The organism is Shimia sp. Alg240-R146 (assembly GCF_947331465.1).
Classification (GTDB): domain Bacteria; phylum Pseudomonadota; class Alphaproteobacteria; order Rhodobacterales; family Rhodobacteraceae; genus Shimia.
Window position 1 is genome coordinate 1,011,015 of record NZ_CAMZOK010000001.1, and the last position, 22,984, is coordinate 1,033,998.

Sequence of the window (22,984 nt, forward strand, 5' to 3'; positions counted from 1 at the left end):
GTCGGTATTGCGACTGTTTAGCGGAGGTGCGCCCTTGGGCGCGCCTCCGTTGCGTTAAGGCAGCGCACGTTGCAGCTTATGGCATTGAGGGGGCCAGCCCCAGTCCCGCCGCTGGCGGGACACCCCCGGGATATTTGAGGCAAAAGGAAGCGTTGGGTCGGCGCTAGATCGCGTTCAGATCGCGGAGGATCTCGTCCGTATGTTCGCCGCGTTCTGGGGCGGGGGGGATGGCTGCTGTTTGCCCGTCAAAGCGCGGGGCGGGGGCGGCTTGTAGGTGTCCGTTGGGGGTTTGCCATATGTTACGGGCTGCGGTGTGCGGTGCTTCGGCAGCTTCCTTTGGGGAAAGCACGGTGGCGACGCAGGCGTCGGAGCCGTCAAAGAGCGCTTCCCAGTGGCTGCGCGGTTGGCTGAGGAAGAGGTCGGTGAGGCGGGTGGTGAGCTTGGGCCAGAGCGCCTTGTCGTGCTGGCGGGTAAACTCGGGGTCGTCTGTCAGGTCGAGTTTGGCGAGGAACGCGGCGTAGAACTGTGGCTCCAGACATTGCACGGAGAGGTAGCCGCCGTCGGCGCAGGCATAACTGCGGGACCAGTGGGGACCGTCGAGCAGAGATGCGCCGCGTTCCGTGGCGAGGCCGCCGGCCTGTTTCAGGGCCATCAGCAGGGTCATCATATGTGCGGAGCCGTCGACGATGGCGGCGTCAACAACGGTGCCTTGGCCGGTGCGTTGCGCGTTAAGGATGCCGGAGAGGATGCCGATGACGAGGTAGAGCGCGCCGCCGCCGATGTCGCCAACCAGCGTGGCGGGGGTGATCGGTGGCGAACCGGGTTCCGAGGCGTAGTGCAATGCGCCGGATTGGGCGATGTAGTTGAGGTCGTGGCCTGCGGTTTGCGCACGCGGTCCGGTTTGGCCCCAACCTGTCATGCGGCCATATACGAGGTGCGGGTTGTCTGACCGCAGGTCTTCGGGGCCGAGGCCAAGGCGTTCCATCACACCGGGGCGGAAGCCCTCGATCAGCCCATCAGCGGTGGCGATGAGCTTTTTGGCGGTCGCAAGGTCGTCGGGATCTTTGAGGTCGAGCGCAATCGAACGTTTGCCCCGGTCCAGCACGGATCGATCCGCGGTGATCGCAGCACCGCCTTTGCGGTGGATGGTGATGACGTCTGCGCCAAGGTCCGCGAGGTGCATGGCGGCGAAAGGGCCGGGGCCAAGGCCCTCGATTTCGATGATGCGTATGCCTTGGAGCATGGGAGGTGTCCTCAGTGGGGAGTGTCCCTTTCGGGATCTTGCTGCGCAAGACCCTGTCGGGCAATGGAGCGTGGCCCGGCCTGTCGGCCGAGCCAGTCAATTACAAACCGTTCAGCCCGCCGCCGACGGTGAGCACTTGGGCGGAGACATAGTTCGACTCCGGACAGCACATCAAATAGACGCCATCGGCGGCTTCTTCGGGTGTGCCGGGGCGGCCGAGAGGGATCACCGCAGCCGCGCCGGCGGCCATTTTTTTGGGGATGCCGATGCCGACTGTGTTGCCGTCGATCTCGATAGTTTTCTTTTCGTCGGTGCCTTCGGTCAGGCGGGTTTCGATGAAGCCGAAGGCCACGGCGTTCACGTTGACTTTGAGGCGGCCCCATTCTTTGGCCATGGTTTTGGTCAGACCCAGAACCGCGGATTTGGCGGAGGAATAGTTGGCCTGGCCAAAGTTGCCGCCGGTGCCTGCGATGGAGGAGATGTTGACAACCTTGCGGAAGACTTCTTGGCCTTGCTCCGCCTCTTGTTTGGCGGCGCCTTTGATAAAGCCGGAGGCCGCGCGCAGGATTCGGAAAGGCGCCTTGACGTGCACGTCCATCATGGCGTCAAACATGTCGTCGGTCATGTGGCCGATTTGAGCGTCCCACGTGTAGCCCGCGTTGTTGACGATGATGTCGATGGCGTTCCATTTTTCCACGCCTGCGCCGATGAACCGTTCGGCAAAACCGTCTTCGGTCACAGAGCCGACCACGGCGATGGCGTTGCCACCGGCGGCGGTGATTTCATCGACCACGGCTTGGGCGGGACCTTTGCTCAGATCATTGAGGACAACGTTGGCGCCTTCGGCGGCGAGTTTCAGAGCAACAGCGCGGCCGATGCCGTTGCCTGCGCCGGTGACATAGGCGGTTTTGCCGGTGAGTTTCATCAGGGTGTCCTCAGTCCAAGTCGAGCGATCGGGCGATCACTTCTTTCATGATTTCATTGGTGCCGCCGTAAATTTTCTGTACGCGGGCGTCGGTATAAAGTTCGCTGATTGGATATTCGGACATGTAGCCATAACCGCCGTGCAGTTGCAGGCATTCGTCAACGATTTCGCATTGGGTTTGCGTGCCCCACCACTTGGCCATCGCGGCCTTTTCCGGTGTCAGTTTGCCGTCGTCCAATTCCGCGAGGCATTGGTCACAAAACGCGGCCAGCAGTTCGATTTTGGTGGCGGCTTCGGCGAGTTTGAAGCGAGTGTTCTGAAAATCCATCACGCGCTGACCAAACGCTTTGCGTTCCTTCACATAGGCCAGCGTGTGCTCGAGCGCGCATTGCGACGATCCGAGCGCCATATAGCCAAGGATCAAACGTTCCCACGGAAGTTGCTTCATCAGCTGGATAAAGCCCTGGCCTTCTTCGGTGCCGATCAGATTGGTGAGCGGTACGCGTACGTCCTGGAAAGACAGCTCGGCGGTGTCGTTGCGCTTCATGCCCATTTTCTTGAGGCAGCGGCCGACCTCAAAGCCTTCGAGTCCTTCGGTTTCGACCACCACAAGCGACACGCCACGTCCCTTGGCCGAGGGGTCGGTCTTGGCAACCAGAACAATCAGATCGGCGGACCCGCCGTTGGTGATAAAGGTTTTAGAGCCGTTGATCAGGTATTCGTTGCCGTCGCGGATGGCGGTGGTTTTGACCGCTTGCAGGTCTGAGCCGGTGCCGGGTTCGGTCATGGCGATGGCGGCGACTTTGTGACCGGATGCCAGATCGGGCAGCCAGCGGGCCTTTTGTTCCTCGGTGCCAAAGGAGGTGATGTAATGCGCGGCGATGTTGTGAACGGACACGCCCCAACCGCTGTCGCCGGCTTTGGTTTGTTCAAGGAAGGTCACGGCATCGAAATGGCGCGACAGGCCGAGGCCGCCGTGTTCTTCGGGGAAGGTGGCGCCGAGAATACCAAGCTCACCGGCCTTCTTCCAAAGTGATTTCGGGATCACGCCGGCTTTGGTCCAGGCGTCTTTGTTGGGGGTGATTTCTTCGTCAAAGAAGCGTTTGACGGTGCTGGCGAAGGCTTGGTGGTCTTCTTGCATCCACATGTGGTTGGGCATGTTGGGCGTCCTTTGAATGGCGGTTAGACAGCGATGATCGCTTCGCCTTTGAGGGTTTGGGTGCCGTCGTCGATATGGGCCGCGAGTTTCAAGGTCAGCAGCGTTTCGCCGTCTTCTTCGCGGCGGTCTGTGACCTCGCCTGTGCAGTCGACAATCGCGCCCACCGGTGTGAGCGCGGTGAACCGCGTGTCGAGGTGGCGGACGTTGGCTTGGCCAGCAAAGTTGGTCACGAGGCGGCCGAGTTGCGCCATCGACAACATGCCGTGGGCAAAGACGTCGTCCATGCCAGCGTTTTTTGCGAAGTCCAGATCGATGTGGATCGGATTATGATCGCCGGACGCGCCAGCATAAAGCGCAAGCGTTTTGCGGGTGACAGGGCCGAATTTGTGATCGGGGATCATGTCGCCGATTTGGGCGTTTTGAGGTGTAATTGTCATGGTCTGTCTCCCTTAGCCCAGCCGGTGAATGATGCCGCGGGTGGCGGTTACAATCGGGCCGCGCTCGGCGTGGGTGATACGGGTGGTGACATGGGCGATCTCAAGCTTGCCGCCCTTGGGGTCGGAAAAGCCCGTGACCTCGTTTTGCACCGACACAGTGTCGCCTGCATACATCGGGCCGTGATAGTCGTAGGCCTCGGTGCCGTGTAGCAGCACGCGCAGGTCGCCGTTGATCAGCGTGAGCAGATCGGGCTGGCCTTGGCGGGCAGCTTTTTGGCCTGCGAAAGTACCCACGACCACGGCATAGGTCGCTGGAGCCAGAATATCAGGGTGGCCTGCAGCCCGAGCGGCGTCGGCGTCCAGATGTACGGGGTCTGCCTCGCCAATGGTTTCGGCAAAGAAGGCAATGGCGCCGCGTTCGAGCGTGACCTCGACGGGCGGCGTGACGTGGCCTTCAGTGGATCGGTCAAAAATTCCCATAACGTTTAAGCTGCCTGATAGAGGGTCACGACGCAGGCGCCGCCTAGACCAAGATTGTGTTGCAGGGCGGTGCGCGCGCCGTCGACTTGACGGGCGTCGGCGGTGCCGCGCAGTTGATGGGTGAGCTCATAACATTGTGCAAGACCGGTCGCGCCAAGCGGATGGCCTTTGGACAGCAGACCGCCTGAGGGGTTTGTCACATATTTGCCGCCATAGGTGTTGTCGCCATCCGCGATAAACTTCTGCGCGGTGCCTTCGGGCGTCAGGCCCAAGCCTTCGTAAGTGATGAGCTCGTTGTGCGCGAAACAGTCGTGCAATTCGACCACATCCACGTCGGCGATGTCGATGCCGGATTGGTCCTGCACCTGTTTGGCAGCCTCGGCGGTCATGTCGTAGCCGACGACCTGCATCATGTCGCGCGCCTCAAAGGTCGACGCATAGTCAGTGGTCATGGCTTGTGCTTTGATGCGCACGGTTTGGTCGATGCCGTGCTTGGCGGCGAAGCTTTCAGAGCAGAGGATCGCGGCCGCGCCACCACAGGTGGGCGGGCACGCCATGAGACGGGTCATGACGCCATCCCACATGACAGGGGCTGCCATGACCTGATCGGCGGTGATTTCCTGATTAAACAGCGCCAGCGGATTGTTGGATGCATGGCGGGAGGCCTTGGCGCGGATCTTGGCAAAATCGGTCAGCTCGGTGCCGTGCTTTTCCATATGTGACTTTCCGGCGCCGCCGAAGTAGCGCAAAGCCAAGGGAACTTGTGAATTGCCAACAAGATCGTCGCAGGCCGCATCAAAATCATCAAACGGTGTCGGGCGGTCGGTCCAGTGGCTGCCAAGCGCGCCGGGCTGCATTTGCTCAAATCCCACGGCCAGAACGCAATCTGCGATGCCGTGTTCGATCGCTTGGCGTGCCAGAAACAGCGCGGTGGAGCCGGTGGAGCAGTTGTTGTTCACATTCACAATCGGAATGCCGGTCATGCCCACGTGATAGAGCGCTTTTTGACCGCAAGTGCTGTCGCCGTAAACATAGCCTGCGTAGGCTTGCTGCACGTCGGCATAGTTCAGCCCGGCGTCTTTAAGAGCAGCGCCAATCGCGGCGGCGCCCATAGCGTCATAACTGTCGGATGCGCCAGGTTTGGCGAATTTGATCATGCCGACACCGGCAACGATGGCCTCAGTGGTCATGTAATGTCCTCCCAGATGTTGCGCGGAGTATCGGCTTGACGGGGGTATCTGGCAAATTCAATGTGGGCGCGAGGTATTCCATTTGGGAATGTATTGGAGGTGAGATGAACCTAACGAAGTTGCGCTATGTCGTGGCCGTGGACCGCCATTCTGCGATCACAGCGGCGGCGCGGGCGCTGAACGTGACGCAATCCGCCGTGACCAAGGCGGTGGCGGATGTGGAGCAGGAGGTCGGAGCGGCGTTGTTTGACCGGCACGCGCGCGGCGTGGCGGCGACGGCTGCGGGTCGGGCGTTCATTGATCGGGCGGCGCGCATTCTGGCGGACATGGATCAGCTCGTGGCGGATGTTGGCGCAGGGCGGGAGAGCCGTGAACAGGTGCTGCGCATCGGGGTGAGTTCCAGCTCGCTTGAAGGGTTGATGAGCCGCGCGATTTGGGCGCTTGTTGGCGCGCATCCCGAGGTGCGGGTGCAGATGCGTGGGGCGCCATTTGAAGCGGCGGTGCAGTTGTTTCGACAGGGGGATCTGGATGCCATTGTCGGACCAGCACGCCCTTTGATGGCGGAGGCTGGGGTGCGCTGTGATCCGCTTCCGCCCCTTGTGGCACAGTTTTATGTGCGTCGCGGGCATCCATTGGCGGGACGCTTGGTGAGTGCGCAAGAGGTGGCGGCCTACCCGTTGATTGTGCCGGAATTGCGCGGGCCTTATGCGGATCCGATCCAGCATTTGATGCAGCAAATTGATGGTGATCCGGCGCGCAGTCTACATATCATGGAGGACTTCACCATGGCAGCGGGCCTGATCGAGCGCAGCGAGGCCATTGGTGTGGTGGTGGACAGCTATGCTCGATCGCGGCAATTTCGCTCGCGGTTTGATGTGCTGGATTATGGGCTGCAAGAGCCGTTGCCGATGGCCGTTGCCTATCGCAGCAGCGGGCGACAGGATCGCGCTTTGGGTTGGTTTCGCAAGGCGGTGCAGGATTATCCGCCCACGTCCGACGCGCAGATGCCCTAGCTTTCAAGCGGCAGGGGCGAGAGGGGTCAGTGCGGATTTGGTGTCGTCCCATATCGCCGCCAGTTGATTCAAATAGTGGCGGGTGTCCGCGCAATTTTGGGCGTTGGCGCTGGCCTCGGCTTGCAGCAGCGTTTGGCGCAGTTGTGCGGCGCCGAAAACGGCCGCGCTTCCGGCGATGGTGTGCAAACGGGTGGCGATTGCGTTTAGCGCGTCGTCTTGCAACGGCGCAGTTTCGGCGATCAGGTCATCGACCTCGGAAAAGAACCGGATCAGCAGGCGGCCAAAGGTGGCGTCGCCCATACCGTCGCGGTTGGCCGCCAGTTGGGTCGTGTCGATCAGGGGCGCGCCGTTGGCATCATGCGGCGTTTGCATATCGGCCAATGCGCGCCGCATTTCTGCAAGATCGAGCGGTTTGGGCAGAAACGCATTCATGCCGGCACCAAGGAAGCGGTCACGGTCCTGCGGTTGAATGTTGGCCGAGACGGCGATGATCGGGACATTGCGGCTGGCTCCTTTGCCGCGGCGGATGGCCTGTGTGGCCTGCAGCCCATCCATGCCGGGCATGGTGATGTCCATGAGGATCAGGTCAAACTGCGATTTTGCCGCATGGTCGACACCGGTCTGCCCATCGGCAGCGGTGACCACGCTGTGGCCGTCTTTCTCCAGCAATTCGGTGGCCACTTCGCGGTTGATCGCGTTGTCTTCGACCAGCAGCACTGACATCTGCGCTGCGATGGCGTCTTCTTGTGAGGTCGCTTGCGCACTGCCCGGGGCGCGGTCCTGTTCCATCGGCAGGCGTACCCAGAATGTTGCACCTTCGCCCGGTGTTGTTTCCACCCCGATGGCGCCGCCCAGTCCCTGAACGATCCGGCGGGTGATGCCGAGACCAAGACCGGTGCCACCCGTCGCGCGGCCAAAAGAGGTGTCGGAGGTGACAAAATCGTCAAACACCGTGGCCACGTCGTCAGGCGGAAAGCCAATGCCGGTGTCGATCACGCGGAATTCTATCACAGGCGTGTCGCCCGCTTGGTCCGGTAGTTTTTCGATTTCGATTAATACGCTGCCGCCTGGGGTGAACTTGATGGCGTTGCCCAGAAGGTTAAGCAGCACTTGTTCCAGCGCAGCGCGGTCCGTGCGCCCCCACGGCATTGGCGCGCCAACCCAGCGCCAGGCCAATACGGTGCCCTGATTGCCCGCTTGCCCCGACTGGCTGTCGATCAGCTCTGACAACAGCGCGCTGAGATCCGTGCAGGCGATGTTGAATTCAAGCTTGCCCGCCTGAAAGCGGGCGACGTCGAGCACGCTGTCGACATGACGCATCAGCAGGCGGCCGGAAATGTCCATATTGCGCAAATATCGCGTTTGGTCGGTTGTCAGGTCGGTGTCGGCCAGCAGGGTCAGATTGCCGAGCACGCCGTTAAGAGGTGTGCGGATCTCATGACTCATCATCGTGAGAAACTCGGCTTTGGCCCGTTCGCTTGCAAGCGCGCGGTCGCGGGTTTCCTGCAACTCTTTTTCAGCGGCAACCCGTTTGGAGATGTCGTGCAGAAAGGCGATGAACAGCTCTTGTTGGCCGTCGTCCGCGCGGTTGATCGACAACTCGATGGGGAATATTTCGCCGTTGGCGCGTTTGGCGGTGAGGGTTACGCGGCCTTTGCCTTCGATGGTGTCGGCGTCCCGATTGCGGATGCGTTCGGCGGCGGACATGTGGGTTTGCAGCATGTGGTCAGGTGAGACCATTTCGATGATCTGACGTCCACGCACTTCTTCAAAGCTGTAGCCCAAAATGCGTTCCGCTGCTGCGTTGAATTCCAACACGCGACCCGTCAAATCTGTTACCAGAACCGCATCCAGCGACGTTGTCAGGATGGTTTGCATGCGCTGGTTTGCCTGTGCCAGCGCGATGCCGCGGGCGCGGGATTTCCGATAGATAGACAGCACGTAAATCGTCAGCGCCGCAAGCGTTGCGAACAGCAACACGGCCAGTCCTGCGAGTTGCTGTAGCATAGTCGAAATCGCCGCCCGGTTAGCATCTCCGGCAAGGGCAAAAAAGGTCAGGCCGGAGATGGACAGCGTGCGTGTCGTCTCGCGCAATTCAGCAGCGCGTTGGTCAAGCAGAGGCAGGGCCGCCACGAGATTGGCGTCTGATCCGTCGATCAGCGGCACCGTGGCTTGCAGAATGCTCCAGGTTTGGGCCAACGCGCCGGAGAATTCGGAAATCTCATCCACTTGCCGGTAAAAAGGCGACGTGCGTAGCGTGTTCACCCGGCTGTAGAGGATGTCGAAACGCAAGCGGAGACGGCTGAGGTTTTTATCTGTTTCAAACAGGGCAACCTTGATCGCGTTGTGAAAATCACTGGCCTCAACTTCGACCTGCGATAGCGACCAGCCGACGTTGTCGGAAGCTTCGGGTTTGACACCGCTGAAGTTGGAAATGACACGATATGACAGCGCCGCGGTCAAGACGATCAGAACCGTGGCAAAGATCACGAGCGGGAAGCCAACCCTGCGGGAGAAATGGTTGGGGGCGGAATTGGACAAGGGGGAGCGCAGCGACGAGATCGGAGTCGTATCAGGGGCCGAGGACGTCATGTCATCAGATCCGGAAAAGCCAAGGGCGCGCGTAAAACCATGGGCGGAAGGTTAATCGACGAGTTCAAGCCTGTCGAGTTGCCAGACGCTGCGGGAATAGACCAGAGATGTCTGGTATTCGGCAGAAGAATCGTAGGGGTAGATGATCCAAAGCGGGCCTTTGTCGCGGCGGTGCATAGGCTCGCCATTCATTTCATAGGCGAGGATCGGGGCTTTGTCCTGCAACTCTGAGACCGGCAATTCGATCGCATAGTCGTTGATGGCCAAAGCCCGCAGCGTGCTGCTCGAACTCCCCAGTTCATCGAGCAGCAACGCTAGCGGTACACCCGTGAACACATGAACCCCTTCCGTCCATATGGTCGATGTCGACACCGTTTCCGCTGGCAGTGCGCGCAGCATGTCGATGTCGAACTGAACCGTACCCTCAGCGTTCTTGGCGCCGATTTTGCCTGATACAGTCAGTATGACGCTTCCGGTAGGTGCCGCCGGAACGTCATCAGCCGCGAAGGCCGTCGTGAGTGGTAGCAGCAGGCAAAAAACGAAAGACACGGCTGTGCGAAATACAAAAGTCATGTCTTGGTGTCCTGTATGCTTACCCTGTTATTGCAGAAGTTCTGACACAACTGCACCGATCAAAGGGATAGTTACCTATCCATAAGGATAGGTTTTTCATTTTGACGTGGGGGAAACCAAGTGGGTCGCGCAACAATAAAAGGACGCCACGGGGATTTTGCTGAGTCTTTTGGCAATTGACCCAAATACCTTAGACTAGAGATTGCCTCCTGTGTCAGGTTAGGGAAACCGTGCCTTGCACACCGGCGCCTGACGTGGGCAGTTGGAAGGGGTAGATCAAAGGAAGTTCGTCGTGTTGATCCTCATCGCAGATGATCATGATTTGTTGCGAGACACGCTTGTTGCCTATGTGCAGACGGCGGGTGGCATCGACGTTCTGACTGCGCCGACTTTGGATCAGGCCATGACCCTTATTCACAACGATGGACCGTTTGATCTTGTGCTGCTGGATTACAACATGCCCGGCATGAACCGGCTGGAAGGATTGCGGCGGGTGCTGGACCTGCCGGATGGACCCCGCGTGGCATTGATTTCCGGCGAGGCGCCGCGGGCGGTGGTGCAGGAAGCCATTGACGCCGGAGCCGCCGGGTTTGTGCCGAAAACGCTACCGGCCAAGTCGTTGGTCAACGCCATCCGGTTTATGGCGGCGGGGGAGCAGTTCGTCCCGCTTGACCTTTTGGTGCCGACCGAGCATTCGGCCCACCCGATGGCGAAGCGCCTGACAAAACGTGAGTTGCAGGTTCTGGAAGGGCTAACCAATGGCAAATCCAACAAGGAAATCGCCCGAGATCTGGAGCTTTCCGAGCCGACCGTGAAGCTGCACGTGAAAAATCTGTATCGAAAAATTGGTGCCTCAAACCGGACGCAGGCCGCTCTTTTGGCGCGCGAAGCAAAGTTGTTCTGATTTTTCCCCCTATCAAAGGTTTGGGAATGGGCGGGCATACGAGTAGGGTTGGGGAAGAGAAAACCGTCGCCGGATCGAGTCGCCTGACAGCACCGGCAGCGGATCCAGTTTTTTGAACAGGAGATTTCATGCGCCGGTTTAATGCTAAATGGTTGATCGCTTTTGTTTTGGCGTTGAGCGCGGGGGCGGGCCTTGCGCAAGAAACCCAGGAAGAAAACGATACGCCCGCTGATCCTGCAATGATGCGGCTTGATCCGCGCGCGATCGAAATCGTCGAGAGCGTTGCCACGGTCCTTACGACGCAGGAGACCGTCGCGGTCAATTGGTTGGTGTCATTTGATCAGGTGATTGATGGTCGCGAAAAGCTGACCCACGTTCGCAGTGGTCGTGCAATGGTGGCGCGGCCGGACAATTATTACGCCTATGTCGAGCAAGAAGAGGGTTCGCGGGAGTTCTTTTTTGATGGCTACGGGCTGACGGTTCATTTGCCAGAGAAAAACGCCTACACGCATATGCCGTTTTTCGGCACGTTTGACGAGCTTACAGAGGCTGTGCGCGAGGAGCATTCTGAGAGCCTGCCGATCTGGAAGGTTCTGGTGCCAGATTTTGCAGATGAGTTTTTGGGAGACATTACCGCGGCAGCGTATTTGGGGGTCAAGCGGGTCGCGGGCATAGAGGTGCACCACGTGGCCATGTCCAGTTATCAAGAAGACTTGCAAATGTGGATCACCACCGATCCGGTGAACCCCGTTTTGGCAATGATTGTTGGCACAAACCCCTATGAGCAGGGGTGGCCGCAATATCGGGCCTATTTCAGCAATTGGGAATTTGCGCCGGACATCACGGAAGACAGTTTCACCTTTTATCCGGAGGACGAGGACGACCGTTTGGTGTGGCCTAAGCGCAATAACGATGTGACTGAGGGGGGGAACTGAGATGCGACGTCTGTTTGGATTTTTCTTGAGCTTTGTCATTGCTCTTACGCAAACGCCAGTGCCGTTCCTGTCAGGGTTTTCGGGGCCGGACGCAGCCTATGCACAGGCGCGCCGCGCCGGAGCGGGTGGTGGATTCAGTCGGCAGCCGACAGCACGACCAGGTGCAGCGCGGACGCGACCGGCAATACAGGCGCCAAAGGCGCGACCAGCGCCATCTATTAAACCGCGACCTTCTGCGCCAAGCACACGGCCATCGCGCCCGGCGACGCAACCATCGACACGGCCAAGCCAGCCGTCGACACGGCCAAGCCAGCCGTCGACACGGCCGAGCCAACCTTCGACACGGCCGAGCCAGCCGTCGACACGACCGAGCCAGCCGTCGACACGGCCAAGCCAGCCGTCGACACGGCCAAGTCAGCCGTCGACTCGGCCGAGCCAGCCGGGAACGCGACCGGATCGTCCGGCGACGTTGCCAAGCTTGCCGGGCAGCGGGACCAGGCCGCCAAGCACCCGGCCGCCGGGCGTTAGACCGCCGGGTGAGCGGCCTCCGGGCTCCCGTCCGCCGGGCAACCGCCCACCGGGTTCTCGGCCTCCACCCACGCAATTGCCTGAATTTGGTAAGCCGGTGCGGCCACCCAAGCCTCCCGGATGGCGCCCGCCGGGCCATCGTCCGCCCGGCTGGAGGCCGCCACATTATAACCCGCCCTACTATCGTCCGCCGCATTGGCATTGGGGCAGCTATTATTGGTACCCGAGTTGGGGGTGGTATTTCACCGCTATCGTGGCCGGTTCGACGCTTGTCTACGTGACCTCTCTTCCAGACGACAAAGAGTGCGAGAAGGTCAAAGACGGGTCCGAGACGCTCTATCTATGTGATGGTGTCCTGTATCGTCCGACGTATCATGACGACACACAGGTCTATGAGGTTGTCACACCAACCGATGAGGACGGTGCTGCTGAAGCCGAAACCATGCTTGGATTGTCGTTGACTTCGCCGATGACGCGCGGACCTGCAGTGCGGGAATTGCAGACGCTGTTGGGCGGTTATGACTATGACGTCGGCGCCGTTGATGGTGTTTTCGGACGGTCGACCGAAGCCGCGCTTTTGTGGCTGCAGTATGACTATGAACTGGAGCAGACTGGTGCAGTAGACGAGCCCACGGCGCAGTTGCTTGGCATTTTGCCGCCAGATGAAACGGAGACGCCAGCCGCTGAGGCGGCTGAAGCTGATGAAGCTGAAGGTGCGGACGCGGCAGATGCTGCGGAGGAAGATCCGGACTCCGAAGCAGAACCTGCTGATCCGGCACCTGAGGATGATGAGGGCAAAAACGTCGAAGAGTGACGGCGTTTGCCTTTGAAAACACTACGGAAGGGCGGCGGCAGAAATGCGGGCCGCCCTTTTCATTTTGATGGCGGGTGTGGCGCAGTTGCACTAGCGGTAGACACGTCCAGCGGGTAGGGTCCGCGAGCTTGGTGGGGGCCAGAGCAGGGACGATTTGAGTTTATGGGCCGATTTGCCTCCACCGTTTTGGGCGCGCTTTGCATGTGCGCCTCCTATTTTCCAGCCTCTTTGCCTGCAGTGGCCGAAGACAGTGCGACCGTGCCTGTTTCAGAGGCGCGGGAGCGACTCGGATTCGGCAATCTTTTGGTCAATGACGCGCTTGGCGACGGATACGACCGTTGGCGCAGCGGATCTTATAGCACGTCGCGCGTTTGGGGACGCGGCTGGGATGGGGCCTTGCCAGAAGAATTTGGCGATATTCTCGAGCTGCGGATCGGCGGCGAGATCATTTCACCTGCAAACCTTGTGACGCCAGCGCCGGGTGATCGCCGGTGGGCGGGGTCGCTGTTTGTCGGGTTGCACACACATTTCCAGCGCGGCGGCACAGAATTTGCCTTGGGCGGTGATCTTGTTGCGATCGGCCCGATGACGCGACTGGATCAATTGCAAGGTGCGCTGCATGACTTGGTCGGCATTGATGGGCCGTCGGATGCCGTCCGTGCGGCGCAGATCGGGGATCAGATTATCCCGCGGTTTGTGGGCGAGATCGGACGCGATTTGAAAGTGGGCGAGCGGGGCACACTGCGTCCGTTTATGGAGCTGCGCGCGGGCGACGAAACCCTGGCGCGGGCCGGATTTGATGTGACAATTGGCCAGTTCGGTCAGGGTGAACTTTTGGTGCGCGATTGGGTCACAGGGCACCGGTATCGGACCATTCGAAATCACCAAAAAAGCGTGTCTTTTGTTGCGGGTGCAGACATCGCCAAGGTCTTTGACAGCGTCTACTTGCCGAGCAGCGACGGCTATCAGCTGAGTGACGAGCGCAGCCGCGTGCGCGCGGGCATTCATGTGCGCGGTGAGGCGTATCACGTGTTCTATGGGGTAAGCTGGTTGAGCAAAGAATTTAAAGGTCAGAGCGACGATCAGTTGGTCGGTGCAATCAAGCTGGACTTTAACTTCTGAGGCTAAACGGTATCAGCCAATCACTTTTTTAAAATTCGGGCTAGGCACACCGAATCGGCTTTGTTAACTTGTCGTTAATAAAAAAACTAAATGGCAGGTTATCGGGCAATGAAAACGGGCTTTCGTGGCACGTTCGTCATCTCCTGGTCGCAAACAGAAGTAGATGGTCTTAGGGCCGCACCGGTACAAACGCTGGAAACAGGCGTGGTGTGGTCGTGGACTGGGGACGCCGTCCAAGTGGACGGCTCCGGCACGCTTTTGCGTCTCGACCATGGGGAAGAAGGGACAAATATACGAAAACGGGCGGCGCGCATGGTGCGCCGTTTGGTAGGTGCAGCTGTGACCGGGGATGGGACATCAGTTGACCTTGGACATCTTGAAGGGGACGATCCGCTCATGGAGGGCGGTTTTGTCGTCACCGACGGAACGCAAAGCTATACAGCGACAGTGATCGAGGTGCCGGGCAGTGCACCTTTGCTGATGTTTCTGGATGAACTTCCACCAAAAAGGCGTGAGCTTTGGGTGGTGCATCATTCTATGGAAGCGCTAGAGGCGCGGGCGCCGGGAACGGTGGGCGCCGGGGTGATTTGTTTCACGCCGGGCACCATGATTGCTACACCCGAGGGGCCTCGTCGCATCGAGGATCTGCGGGAAGGCGATCGCGTGCAAACCCGCGACAACGGTGCGCAGGACGTGCAGTGGATTGGCAGCCGGCGGATGACCGGTGCGCGCTTGTTTGCGATGCCCAAGCTGCGGCCTATTCGCATACGGGCGGGCGCGCTGGGCATTGATCGACCCGACGAAGAACTGCTGGTTTCACCCGATCACCGCATGTTGGTGCGCGGCGCGGCTGCACGGGCGTTGTTCAATACAAACGAGGTTTTGGTGGCGGCGCGTGATCTGGTGAACGGGTCAAGCGTGGCGGTGGATCATGCGCTGCGTGAGGTGACATATGTGCACCTCTTGTTGCCAGGACACGAGATCCTTTGGGCCAATGGCGTGGAGAGCGAGAGTTTTCATCCGGCAAACGCGGCGATGGACTCGTTGGCGGACACTGATCGTATGCGGCTTTTGGATAAGCTGCCTGAGCTGGAGATCAATCCACATAACTATGGGCCATATGCGCGGCGCAATCTCACAGCGAGCGAAGCGGCGATCTTGATGCACGACGCAGCCTAAGCAATCCGCCGAGTTAAAATTTAGAACGCCCTGATCCTTGAGATCGGGGCGTTTTCCGTTGATGGCCCGCGCACTAGGTCGGGTCGAATTTGTCGCACCGGTTACGCGGGCATACGTGCCGGAAAGAACCGAATGTCTCGCCGAGGCACTTGATCACCTTACGGCGCCGTGCGATTCTTGTCGGAAGAGGTTATTTAAACACTCATCAATTTGAGGGTCGGCTCATGAGAATTGCCATACTTTTGATTTTTGTCCTTTGCGGGATTTATGTGCAGACGCGCGGCACGCAAAGGCACGCAAAATGGCGCCGCGCCATCACGGACCACGCGAACATCTTTGGCCCGATCAACTGTTTGTTTTACGCCACCTCCAACGTGCCGACGACACCCTATGTCGATCCGGCGCTGTTTCCGGAGCTGGACGTTTTGCAAGAGCGTTGGCAAGAGATCCGCGAAGAGGCGCGGTTTCTCAACGATCAGGGCGCGATCAAGGCCTCGGACAAGCACGATGACATCGGGTTCAATTCGTTTTTCAAAACCGGCTGGACGCGGTTTTATCTGAAGTGGTACGGCAGCTCGCTGGACTCGGCCAGCAACCTGTGTCCAAAGACCACGGCGTTGGTGGAAAGCCTGCCCAGCGTTAAAGGTGCGATGTTTGCGATGCTGCCACCGGGCGCGCGGCTGGTGACGCACCGCGACCCGTTTGCCGGCTCGCTGCGCTATCACATGGGGCTGGACACGCCCAACGATGACAACTGTTTCATCGAGGTCGACGGGGAGCGCTATGCCTGGCAGGACGGCGAGGTGGTGATGTTTGATGAGACCTATCTGCACTTTGCCGAGAACCAGACCGACAAGAACCGGATTGTGCTGTTTCTGGATATCCGCCGGCCGGTAAAGTTCGGGTTTGTGAACTGGATCAACACGCTGTTTTCCAACGTTGTGATGTCGGCCTCGGCGACGGCCAATATGCCCGGCGACAAGATCGGCGGCGTGAACCGGGCCTTTGGCGGCATTCAGAAGGTGCGGATGTTTGGCAAGAAGATCAAAGCGTTCAACAAACCGCTCTATTACTTTCTGCAATACGGGCTCTATGCGCTGATCATCTGGCTGATCTTCTTTTGATGAGTGAATGACGTATGGATTTGAAAAGGGCGCGGGGGACCGCGCCTTTTTGTTGTTCGGGGTAGCTGGTTTGATGCTGCGGAGTGAAGCTTTTACGCGGCCCCGCCGGTCAAATCCTCAGCAAGCATTAGCGCGTTGCCATCGAGGTCGTAAAATGTCGCGGTTTTGACCATGCCTTCGACGACATCCGTGTCGCCATCGAATTTGACGTTGGCCTGTTCCAGCTTTTGCCGCGCGGCATCCAGATCGGCGATCCCGAAGACCGGCACGCAGTTGCCCGGCACTGGTTTTGTATGTTCGCCCAGACCGATTGTGACGCCGGGAGTGTTGGTCTGTATTTCAGACCACCCAGCCTCATCCGCATGGTAGAGCAGCTTAAATCCCAACATGTCCTCGAGCCACTTGGCGCTGGCGTGGCGGTCCTTCACAGACATGGCAATGGTAATCGTTTTATCTACTGAAATAAGTGACATGGGCTTCCCTTATGATTCAAATTATATTAACTATACTTTATGGACATTAGCCTGTTTGTCAATATCACTTCCAAAGCCTGGGCGTTGCCGATCCTTGCGCATATGCATGCGGGCATCCCCGGGCGGCAGGCGCCTCTTTTGGGGGCAACCGGCGCGGGCAGGACCGCCTTTGCGCAAAGCATGCAACATCTGATCAACATAGGCCTGGTCGAGCGAAACCCCGGCCATGGTCATCCGTTGCGTCCGGAGTTTCGCCTCACCCAATTGGGGGGGGCTGCCGCCGAACTTGCCAGTCAGATAGCCGGCGTCGCAAAAGAAGCAGATCAGGATTTGCTGCGCCGGTCGTGGACGCTTCCGGTTTTGGCGACCCTGCACAGTTCGCGTCATTTTATCGAAATCAAACGAGATCTTTCGCCGATAACGGATCGCGCCTTGTCACAGTCGTTGAAAACCATGGAGGCGCGGCAATGGGTGTGCCGTCAGGTGGACGAGTTTACGCGACCGCCGCGGTCCCGATATCTTGCGGTCAGTACCGGTGGCGCCATCAGCGAGGTCGCCGCATCGGCCGTGACGTTTGGAGCGTGAGAGGGGTTTGCCAATGGTGGCAGCGGCCGCCTTCGCAAATGCCGTTGGGCTTGCGTGCTGGATCGATCATTGGCGGCGTGGCCCGTTTCAGGGCTGATTTCGCGACTGCAGCAAACCCCGCTTGACTCCCCCGCCAACGCGCGTATAAGCGCGGCTCCATTGGTGTTGGTGGCCCTCGCAAGAGGATGCCTGTCATGTCGGCAAAATCCGGCAAGAGGACAACGCCCTTCGAAACCTAAACGAAGGAGAACAGCCGTGACTAAACGTACGTCTGCCAAGTATAAAATTGATCGCCGCATGGGCGAAAACATTTGGGGTCGCCCCAAATCCCCAGTAAACCGTCGCGAATATGGCCCCGGCCAGCACGGACAGCGCCGCAAAGGCAAACTGTCTGACTTCGGCACACAGCTGCGTGCCAAGCAGAAGCTGAAAGGCTACTACGGCGATCTGACCGAGAAACAGTTCCGTCGCATCTACGGCGAAGCCGAGCGTGTTAAAGGCGATACCGGTGAAAACCTGATCGGCCTGCTGGAGCGTCGTCTGGACGCGGTTGTGTACCGTGCCAAGTTCGTTCCAACCGTTTTCGCGGCACGTCAGTTTGTGAACCACGGCCACGTTCTGGTGAACGGTCAGCGCGTGAACATCGCATCTTACCGCGTCAAAGAAGGCGACGTGATCGAAGTTCGCGAGAAGTCCAAACAGCTGGCAGTTCTGCTGGAAGCCGTTGCTCTGCCCGAGCGCGATGTGCCTGACTACATCGATGCGGACCACTCCAAAATGAAAGCGACATTCGTGCGCGCGCCTGGCCTGTCTGATGTACCGTATCCGGTTCAGATGGAGCCAAACCTGGTGGTTGAATTCTACGCGAAGAACTAATCTTCGCCGACATACCAAAGAGTTTTGCAAAACCCGCTGCCGCCGCGCAGCGGGTTTTCTTTTTGCCGTGGGGCTTGGTCGCGTGCTTGGTGAGGAATTATCAACAATTCTATGGGTTGGGAGGCGAATTAACGAATTCTAAACCATGCAAAGTGTCAAATACGCTTGGGGATTGGGCAAGAACTGCCTGCGTTCATTTCTGACTGGAAAGGAAAGCTCGGATGGCAGTTACATTGCAACCAAACATGGTGTCGACCACCCAACAGCCGCGCGTGGTCGTTCTTACGCCCGTGCAAAGTGCTATGGTGACGGCAGCTTTGACCAAATATGGCAGCCGGGATACCGGCAAGGTCGAACAACCAGCCGCCAAAAAAGCCATGCATGAGGTGGATGCTCGAGAGGAGCAAGCGCTTAGCAACGAAGTGTCTGGTCAAGCCTATGGCGGGGCGCAGCGCGCGCTTGGATCGCAGACGCTGGATGCGTCGGTGATGACGATGATCACCTCGGCCATCGCGCGGTTTGAAAGCAGCGGCGGGAGCGATTTTGCGCAGGTGATGATGGCAGAACTTGAGGCCAACGGCGTGGACAGCACGAAGTCGTTCATCGATTTTTACGCCTGAGCGCGCTTAGGCTTGGAAACAGCCGACATGGGCCTGTCCGAATGTGGGTGCCGTCAGGTGGGGTGTGCAGCGGCAGGACCGCTGTTTTTTCCGTTTCGACAGGCAAGCGAGGCGCGATGTGAGACCAAACGTTGCCTCAAGGGCGCATATTGGCGCAATGGGGCGCTGGTGGCTTTCCAATGTGGCACCGCGCAGCTAAACACCTCTGCGTAAGTGGAGGATGTTATGTCAGTGATTTCGCCGCAGCCGGGCATTATGGATATCGACCTTTATGTTGGCGGCTCTTCGACGGTGGAAGGCGTGACCGATGTGGTCAAGCTGTCGTCCAACGAAAACCCCCTTGGATCGTCGGATGTGGTCAAAGTGGCCCACGCCAAGACCAGCCATAATTTGCATCGGTATCCGTCGACGGATCATGCCGGCCTGCGGGCCGCGATTGCGGATGTGCATGGGCTGGATGTGGAGCGTATCATTTGCGGCGTCGGCAGCGACGAGGTGTTGCAGTTTGTGACGCAAGCGTTTGCCGGCGAAGGCGATGAGATCGTGTATCCCGAGCACGGCTTTTCAATGTATCCCATTCTGGCCAAGATGGTTGGTGCCAAACCGGTTGCCGTGCCTGAGCGCGAACGCACCGTGGATGTGGATGCGATGTTGGCGGCCTGCACCAAAAAGACCAAAATCATGTTCATTGCCAATCCCGGCAACCCGACCGGTACGATGATTGGCGGCAACGAAGTGGCGCGGCTGGCGGACGGCCTGCCCAAAGGCTGCATTCTGGTGCATGACGGTGCCTATACCGAGTACGTCGAAGGCTTTGACGGCGGCGCATCACTGGTCGAATCCCGCAATAATGTGGTGATGACGCGCACTTTCTCCAAGATCTACGGGCTTGGCGGATTGCGGGTTGGGTGGGGCTATGCCCCGAAAGAGATTATCGACGTGCTCAATCGGGTGCGCCAGCCGTTCAACCTGTCCAATATCCAGATGGATGTGGCCGAGGCGGCGGTGCGCGATCAGGAATGGGTTGCGAAGTGCCGGACCGAAAATGCGCGTATGCGGGCGTGGCTTGCCGAGGCGCTTGCGGAAAACGGTGTGCCATCCGACACCTCGACCAGCAATTTTATTCTCGCACGGTTTGCGGATCAGGCCGAGGCGGAGGCTTGCGACAGTTACCTCAAAGGTGAGGGGCTGATTGTGCGGCGCGTGGCGGGCTATGGTCTGCCCAATTGCCTGCGGATCACGGTGGGTGATGAACCGGCCTGTCGTCGGGTGGCGCATGCCGTTGGGAAGTTCAAGGCCGAGTATCACGGCGGGTCCAAGTGAGCGCGCCGGTTTACGAACGGGTCGCCCTGATCGGGCTGGGGCTTATTGCATCGTCGATGTTCTGGGCCATAAAGCGCGGCGGGCTGGCTGGCGAAGTCACGGGCTTTGCGAAATCTGCGGAAAGCCGAGACACCGCGCGCCGGATCGGGCTGTGTGACACTGTTTGTGACAGTGTGGCGGAGGCCGTTGAAGGCGCTGATCTGATTGTGTTATGTGTGCCGGTGGGCGCAATGGACGCGGTTGCGGCCGAGATTGCGCCTTCGCTGAAGCCAGGCGCGACTGTTACGGATGTAGGCTCGGTCAAGCGCAGCGTGATTGACGCTGTGGCACCGCATTTGCCAGACGGTGTGCATTTTGTGCCAGCGCACCCGCTGGCCGGCACCGAACACTCCGGCCCGGAAAGCGGGTTTGCCGAGTTGTTTGACAACCGGTGGTGCCTTTTGGTGCCTGTAGAAGGCAGTGATCCGGCAGCGGTCGCGCAGTTGCGTCTGTTCTGGGAAGGCATCGGTGCCAACGTGGATGAGATGGAAGCGGACCATCATGATTTGGTGTTGGCCGTCACCAGCCATGCGCCGCACCTAATTGCCTATACGATGGTGGGCGTGGCGGATGATTTGCGCCGTGTGACCGACAGCGAAGTCATCAAATATTCCGCCGCCGGTTTCCGCGATTTTACACGGATCGCGGCGTCGGATCCGACGATGTGGCGGGACGTGTTTCTGAACAACAAAGACGCCACGCTTGAAATTCTTGGGCGCTTTACCGAAGAGCTGTTTGCGTTGCAACGTGCGATCAGAACCGGCGATGGCGACCATTTGCACGACTATTTCAGCCGCACGCGCGCCATTCGGCGGGGCATCATCGAAGCGGGGCAGGATACGGCTGCGCCGAACTTTGGCCGCGAAGGTGGCAGCCGGTGACCCTGCGCGGTGTCATAGGGCTGACCCTGGCCACGGCTTTGACTGCTTTGGGTGGCATCGCAGTCGCGAAGGCACCGAAAACCAGCCTTCGCCCCGTAACCCGCGAACATGTGTACCCAGTGGCGTTGACCGCATTGGCGCCCGAGCAGTCATTGCGACCCAAGCTACGCCCGGCGCGGATTGAACGCGTTGGCGAAAAAAGTTCCCAAGCTGCGCCGACTGCGGCGGCGGTTCCCGCGGCAAAGCCCACGTCGAAACGCGCGACGTCGAACGTGACGCAAACGGCGATGGCGTCGGGTCGTGATGCCGCGGAGAATGGAACGACGACGCAGCGCAAGCGGAACAAGCGGTTGCCCGAGGGCATGAGTTACCTGTGCAAGAGCCGCAATATCATCGGTACAGCCCATGCGCCGGTGCCGGGAAAGCTGGCTGGATGTGGTATCAAATCCGGCGCGATCAAGGTCTATCAAGTCAGTGATGTGAGCCTGAGCACGCCAGCTGTGATGACCTGTGACACGGCGTTTGCCTTGCAGCGTTGGGTGGACGAGGGCGTGGCGGATGCGGTCAAGCATTTTGGCGGCGGTGTTGCCAAGCTGAAGGTGGCGGCGGGCTACTCCTGTCGCACTCGCAACAACCGCAAAGGCGGCAAGATCAGTGAGCACGGCAAGGGCAAAGCCATTGATATTTCAGCGCTTTACACCAAGAGCGGCGAAGAAATATCGGTTCTGAACGATTGGGGCAAAGGCAGCAAGGGGCGTATGCTCAGAGAGATGCACCGGAGCGCGTGTGGGCCGTTTGGCACGGTTCTTGGCCCCAATGCGGACCGTCACCACCGTGACCATTTTCATTTCGACGTGGCGCGCCATCGCGGCGGGCCGTATTGCCGTTAACGCAGCACGAGGCGTGGGGCTGGGCCGATTGGGATCGGACCAAAGCGGGTCGCGCCGCCTTTGAAGCTCAGCGGAATGTCGATTTGCGCGCTGTTGCCTGACAGGCCAGCGACAAAAGTGAGCGCCTGTTCCAGCGTGTCCAGAACGGCGGGGGCGAAGTTGTCGCTGGCGCGGGCCACGGCGATCATGTCACGCCAGTTCACCAGACGAATTGTGATCTTGCCGGTTGGATACCCTAGATTGTCGATGCGAACCGCGCCGGCGGCGTTGAATTTCAGATCCCCCCAGACAATGTCGGCGCGTTTCAGGTCGAGCGCCGTGGGCTGCGGACGGGAGTCTTCGATCGCGGTCAGATCCCACGGGCGGGAGAAGGTCGCCTCCAGATCGGCTTGAAACACTTCAAAACTGCGCGGCAGGTCGATGTCGGAGGGCACGCGGAAGGCAGCAGGCGGCGCGAGGTCTTGGGCACGTAGGGCGAGCCGGTAAGTCGCGCTGGGCGTGTCGCTGGAATCGGCAGCGGGTTGACGGAGCAAGGCAAGGTCGATGCCTGTTGCGGTCAACTGCCAGCCCAGAGAAGAGTTCAGCGCCAGCGTGTCAACGTCGAGGTTGAAGCGTTCGACCGTCAGGTCGGCGCCGGGTTCCAGCACCAGCGACGCCTGCATTTCTTCGGTTTTAACGGCGAGCTTTTCGGTGGGCACCGCCAAGGTTTGGTCATTGGGCCAAGTCGCAATCAGGTGGTGCGGCTTGTAGGTCAGAGCAAAGACTTGAAAGAACGGAGCTTGCCAGGCCACGCCGGTGTCGGGGTCCGCCAGCGTGATGTTGGTGAAAGTTGTGTCGACGCGATAGGGGAAGCCCTTGACCGTCAGGTCGTCGTAATCCGCGGCCCAGCCGTCTGCGCGACGGTCTTCGAACCATGTGGCAAAGGCGGTGCTTGCGCCCTGAGAGCCGACAAACCACAGGCCAGTCACAGCCAGTGCGATAAGCACCAGAAGTCTTGCCATCCATTTCATCGTCCACTGGATCATTGCGCGCACCCTTTTCGCCGTCCTGTGTTTGGTGTTTAACCCGACCTCAGACAG

At 59.4% G+C, this 22,984-nt stretch carries 24 protein-coding genes; 13 read left to right on the top strand and 11 right to left on the bottom strand.

Annotation, left to right across the window (positions count from 1 at the left end; all coding sequences use genetic code 11):
• Positions 1–163: 163 nt before the first annotated feature.
• The 6 genes from PG871_RS04895 to PG871_RS04920 all read right to left on the bottom strand — a co-directional run bounded on the left by PG871_RS04895 (position 164) and on the right by PG871_RS04920 (position 5,434).
• Positions 164–1,243 carry a CaiB/BaiF CoA transferase family protein gene (locus tag PG871_RS04895; protein ID WP_270726675.1) on the bottom strand — a complete coding sequence of 360 codons (1,080 nt, stop codon included), beginning with the start codon at positions 1,241–1,243 and terminating at the stop codon, positions 164–166.
• A 100-nt stretch (positions 1,244–1,343) separates the two neighbouring features.
• Positions 1,344–2,168 (bottom strand): SDR family NAD(P)-dependent oxidoreductase, encoded by an 825-nt coding sequence (locus PG871_RS04900; RefSeq protein WP_270726677.1) that lies wholly within the window; start codon positions 2,166–2,168, stop codon positions 1,344–1,346.
• A 10-nt stretch (positions 2,169–2,178) separates the two neighbouring features.
• Entirely contained in the window at positions 2,179–3,327 is a 1,149-nt protein-coding gene (locus tag PG871_RS04905; RefSeq protein ID WP_270726680.1) for an acyl-CoA dehydrogenase family protein, read from the bottom strand.
• Positions 3,328–3,350: 23 nt separating this feature from the next.
• Positions 3,351–3,764, bottom strand: coding sequence for a MaoC family dehydratase (locus PG871_RS04910; protein ID WP_270726682.1), 414 nt, complete (start codon positions 3,762–3,764; stop codon positions 3,351–3,353).
• A gap of 12 nt (positions 3,765–3,776) precedes the next feature.
• Entirely contained in the window at positions 3,777–4,244 is a 468-nt protein-coding gene (locus PG871_RS04915) for an FAS1-like dehydratase domain-containing protein (protein ID WP_270726685.1), read from the bottom strand.
• A gap of 5 nt (positions 4,245–4,249) precedes the next feature.
• Positions 4,250–5,434 (bottom strand): lipid-transfer protein, encoded by a 1,185-nt coding sequence (locus PG871_RS04920; RefSeq protein WP_270726687.1) that lies wholly within the window; start codon positions 5,432–5,434, stop codon positions 4,250–4,252.
• 104 nt (positions 5,435–5,538) lie between these two features.
• Between PG871_RS04920 and PG871_RS04925 the strand changes: the two genes are divergently transcribed.
• Positions 5,539–6,447 (top strand): LysR family transcriptional regulator, encoded by a 909-nt coding sequence (locus PG871_RS04925; RefSeq protein WP_270726689.1) that lies wholly within the window; start codon positions 5,539–5,541, stop codon positions 6,445–6,447.
• A gap of 3 nt (positions 6,448–6,450) precedes the next feature.
• On the opposite strand, the gene PG871_RS04930 is transcribed toward PG871_RS04925, so the two are convergent.
• Both PG871_RS04930 and PG871_RS04935 read right to left on the bottom strand, forming a co-directional pair.
• The gene (locus PG871_RS04930; protein ID WP_270726691.1) at positions 6,451–9,039 is read right to left on the bottom strand and encodes a PAS domain-containing hybrid sensor histidine kinase/response regulator; all 2,589 of its coding nucleotides are present in this window, start codon (positions 9,037–9,039) and stop codon (positions 6,451–6,453) included.
• Between the two features lie 51 nt (positions 9,040–9,090).
• The gene (locus tag PG871_RS04935; protein WP_270726693.1) at positions 9,091–9,612 is read right to left on the bottom strand and encodes a molybdopterin-dependent oxidoreductase; all 522 of its coding nucleotides are present in this window, start codon (positions 9,610–9,612) and stop codon (positions 9,091–9,093) included.
• Between the two features lie 292 nt (positions 9,613–9,904).
• Between PG871_RS04935 and PG871_RS04940 the strand changes: the two genes are divergently transcribed.
• Both PG871_RS04940 and PG871_RS04945 read left to right on the top strand, forming a co-directional pair.
• Positions 9,905–10,516 carry a LuxR C-terminal-related transcriptional regulator gene (locus PG871_RS04940; protein WP_270726695.1) on the top strand — a complete coding sequence of 204 codons (612 nt, stop codon included), beginning with the start codon at positions 9,905–9,907 and terminating at the stop codon, positions 10,514–10,516.
• A 128-nt stretch (positions 10,517–10,644) separates the two neighbouring features.
• On the top strand, positions 10,645–11,451 hold the full coding sequence (locus PG871_RS04945) for a DUF2092 domain-containing protein (protein ID WP_270726697.1): 807 nt from the start codon (positions 10,645–10,647) through the stop codon (positions 11,449–11,451).
• Between the two features lie 218 nt (positions 11,452–11,669).
• On the opposite strand, the gene PG871_RS04950 is transcribed toward PG871_RS04945, so the two are convergent.
• Entirely contained in the window at positions 11,670–11,858 is a 189-nt protein-coding gene (locus PG871_RS04950) for a hypothetical protein (protein ID WP_270726700.1), read from the bottom strand.
• 398 nt (positions 11,859–12,256) lie between these two features.
• Between PG871_RS04950 and PG871_RS04955 the strand changes: the two genes are divergently transcribed.
• From PG871_RS04955 to PG871_RS04970, 4 genes are all read left to right on the top strand, one after another.
• The gene (locus PG871_RS04955) at positions 12,257–12,793 is read left to right on the top strand and encodes a peptidoglycan-binding domain-containing protein (RefSeq protein WP_270726702.1); all 537 of its coding nucleotides are present in this window, start codon (positions 12,257–12,259) and stop codon (positions 12,791–12,793) included.
• Positions 12,794–12,955: 162 nt separating this feature from the next.
• Positions 12,956–13,915 (top strand): lipid A-modifier LpxR family protein, encoded by a 960-nt coding sequence (locus PG871_RS04960; protein WP_270726705.1) that lies wholly within the window; start codon positions 12,956–12,958, stop codon positions 13,913–13,915.
• 108 nt (positions 13,916–14,023) lie between these two features.
• The gene (locus tag PG871_RS04965) at positions 14,024–15,094 is read left to right on the top strand and encodes a Hint domain-containing protein (RefSeq protein WP_270726708.1); all 1,071 of its coding nucleotides are present in this window, start codon (positions 14,024–14,026) and stop codon (positions 15,092–15,094) included.
• 224 nt (positions 15,095–15,318) lie between these two features.
• Entirely contained in the window at positions 15,319–16,218 is a 900-nt protein-coding gene (locus PG871_RS04970; protein WP_270726710.1) for an aspartyl/asparaginyl beta-hydroxylase domain-containing protein, read from the top strand.
• A 92-nt stretch (positions 16,219–16,310) separates the two neighbouring features.
• On the opposite strand, the gene PG871_RS04975 is transcribed toward PG871_RS04970, so the two are convergent.
• Positions 16,311–16,691 (bottom strand): VOC family protein, encoded by a 381-nt coding sequence (locus tag PG871_RS04975; RefSeq protein WP_270726712.1) that lies wholly within the window; start codon positions 16,689–16,691, stop codon positions 16,311–16,313.
• 180 nt (positions 16,692–16,871) lie between these two features.
• Between PG871_RS04975 and PG871_RS04980 the strand changes: the two genes are divergently transcribed.
• From PG871_RS04980 to PG871_RS05005, 6 genes are all read left to right on the top strand, one after another.
• A complete protein-coding gene (locus PG871_RS04980) occupies positions 16,872–17,276 on the top strand; it encodes a winged helix-turn-helix transcriptional regulator (RefSeq protein ID WP_333559658.1) in 405 nt (134 codons plus the stop codon).
• Positions 17,277–17,531: 255 nt separating this feature from the next.
• Positions 17,532–18,152, top strand: a complete 621-nt coding sequence (rpsD, locus tag PG871_RS04985) for a 30S ribosomal protein S4 (protein WP_270726716.1) — start codon at positions 17,532–17,534, stop codon at positions 18,150–18,152.
• Positions 18,153–18,373: 221 nt separating this feature from the next.
• Positions 18,374–18,772 carry a hypothetical protein gene (locus tag PG871_RS04990; RefSeq protein WP_270726719.1) on the top strand — a complete coding sequence of 133 codons (399 nt, stop codon included), beginning with the start codon at positions 18,374–18,376 and terminating at the stop codon, positions 18,770–18,772.
• Between the two features lie 225 nt (positions 18,773–18,997).
• Positions 18,998–20,095, top strand: a complete 1,098-nt coding sequence (gene hisC, locus PG871_RS04995; RefSeq protein ID WP_270726722.1) for a histidinol-phosphate transaminase — start codon at positions 18,998–19,000, stop codon at positions 20,093–20,095.
• A complete protein-coding gene (locus tag PG871_RS05000; RefSeq protein WP_270726724.1) occupies positions 20,092–21,015 on the top strand; it encodes a prephenate/arogenate dehydrogenase family protein in 924 nt (307 codons plus the stop codon). The genes hisC and PG871_RS05000 overlap by 4 nt, the downstream gene beginning before the upstream one ends.
• Entirely contained in the window at positions 21,012–21,905 is an 894-nt protein-coding gene (locus tag PG871_RS05005) for an extensin-like domain-containing protein (protein ID WP_270726726.1), read from the top strand. The genes PG871_RS05000 and PG871_RS05005 overlap by 4 nt, the downstream gene beginning before the upstream one ends.
• Here PG871_RS05005 and PG871_RS05010 read toward each other — a convergent pair.
• Entirely contained in the window at positions 21,902–22,930 is a 1,029-nt protein-coding gene (locus PG871_RS05010) for a DUF2125 domain-containing protein (protein WP_270726729.1), read from the bottom strand. The two genes, PG871_RS05005 and PG871_RS05010, sit on opposite strands and share 4 nt — an antisense overlap.
• Positions 22,931–22,984: the final 54 nt, after the last annotated feature.

Coding starts and splice junctions, on each gene's coding strand:
- PG871_RS04895 (WP_270726675.1), bottom strand. CDS start 1,243: ATGCTCCAAGGCATACGCATCATCGAAATCGAGGGCCTTGGCCCCGGC.
- PG871_RS04900 (WP_270726677.1), bottom strand. CDS start 2,168: ATGAAACTCACCGGCAAAACCGCCTATGTCACCGGCGCAGGCAACGGC.
- PG871_RS04915 (WP_270726685.1), bottom strand. CDS start 4,244: ATGGGAATTTTTGACCGATCCACTGAAGGCCACGTCACGCCGCCCGTC.
- PG871_RS04920 (WP_270726687.1), bottom strand. CDS start 5,434: ATGACCACTGAGGCCATCGTTGCCGGTGTCGGCATGATCAAATTCGCC.
- PG871_RS04975 (WP_270726712.1), bottom strand. CDS start 16,691: ATGTCACTTATTTCAGTAGATAAAACGATTACCATTGCCATGTCTGTG.
- PG871_RS04960 (WP_270726705.1), top strand. CDS start 12,956: ATGGGCCGATTTGCCTCCACCGTTTTGGGCGCGCTTTGCATGTGCGCC.
- PG871_RS05010 (WP_270726729.1), bottom strand. CDS start 22,930: ATGATCCAGTGGACGATGAAATGGATGGCAAGACTTCTGGTGCTTATC.
- PG871_RS04990 (WP_270726719.1), top strand. CDS start 18,374: ATGGCAGTTACATTGCAACCAAACATGGTGTCGACCACCCAACAGCCG.
- PG871_RS04910 (WP_270726682.1), bottom strand. CDS start 3,764: ATGACAATTACACCTCAAAACGCCCAAATCGGCGACATGATCCCCGAT.
- hisC (WP_270726722.1), top strand. CDS start 18,998: ATGTCAGTGATTTCGCCGCAGCCGGGCATTATGGATATCGACCTTTAT.
- PG871_RS04905 (WP_270726680.1), bottom strand. CDS start 3,327: ATGCCCAACCACATGTGGATGCAAGAAGACCACCAAGCCTTCGCCAGC.
- PG871_RS04970 (WP_270726710.1), top strand. CDS start 15,319: ATGAGAATTGCCATACTTTTGATTTTTGTCCTTTGCGGGATTTATGTG.
- PG871_RS04925 (WP_270726689.1), top strand. CDS start 5,539: ATGAACCTAACGAAGTTGCGCTATGTCGTGGCCGTGGACCGCCATTCT.
- PG871_RS04930 (WP_270726691.1), bottom strand. CDS start 9,039: ATGACGTCCTCGGCCCCTGATACGACTCCGATCTCGTCGCTGCGCTCC.
- PG871_RS04945 (WP_270726697.1), top strand. CDS start 10,645: ATGCGCCGGTTTAATGCTAAATGGTTGATCGCTTTTGTTTTGGCGTTG.
- PG871_RS04965 (WP_270726708.1), top strand. CDS start 14,024: ATGAAAACGGGCTTTCGTGGCACGTTCGTCATCTCCTGGTCGCAAACA.
- PG871_RS04935 (WP_270726693.1), bottom strand. CDS start 9,612: ATGACTTTTGTATTTCGCACAGCCGTGTCTTTCGTTTTTTGCCTGCTG.
- PG871_RS04980 (WP_333559658.1), top strand. CDS start 16,872: ATGCAACATCTGATCAACATAGGCCTGGTCGAGCGAAACCCCGGCCAT.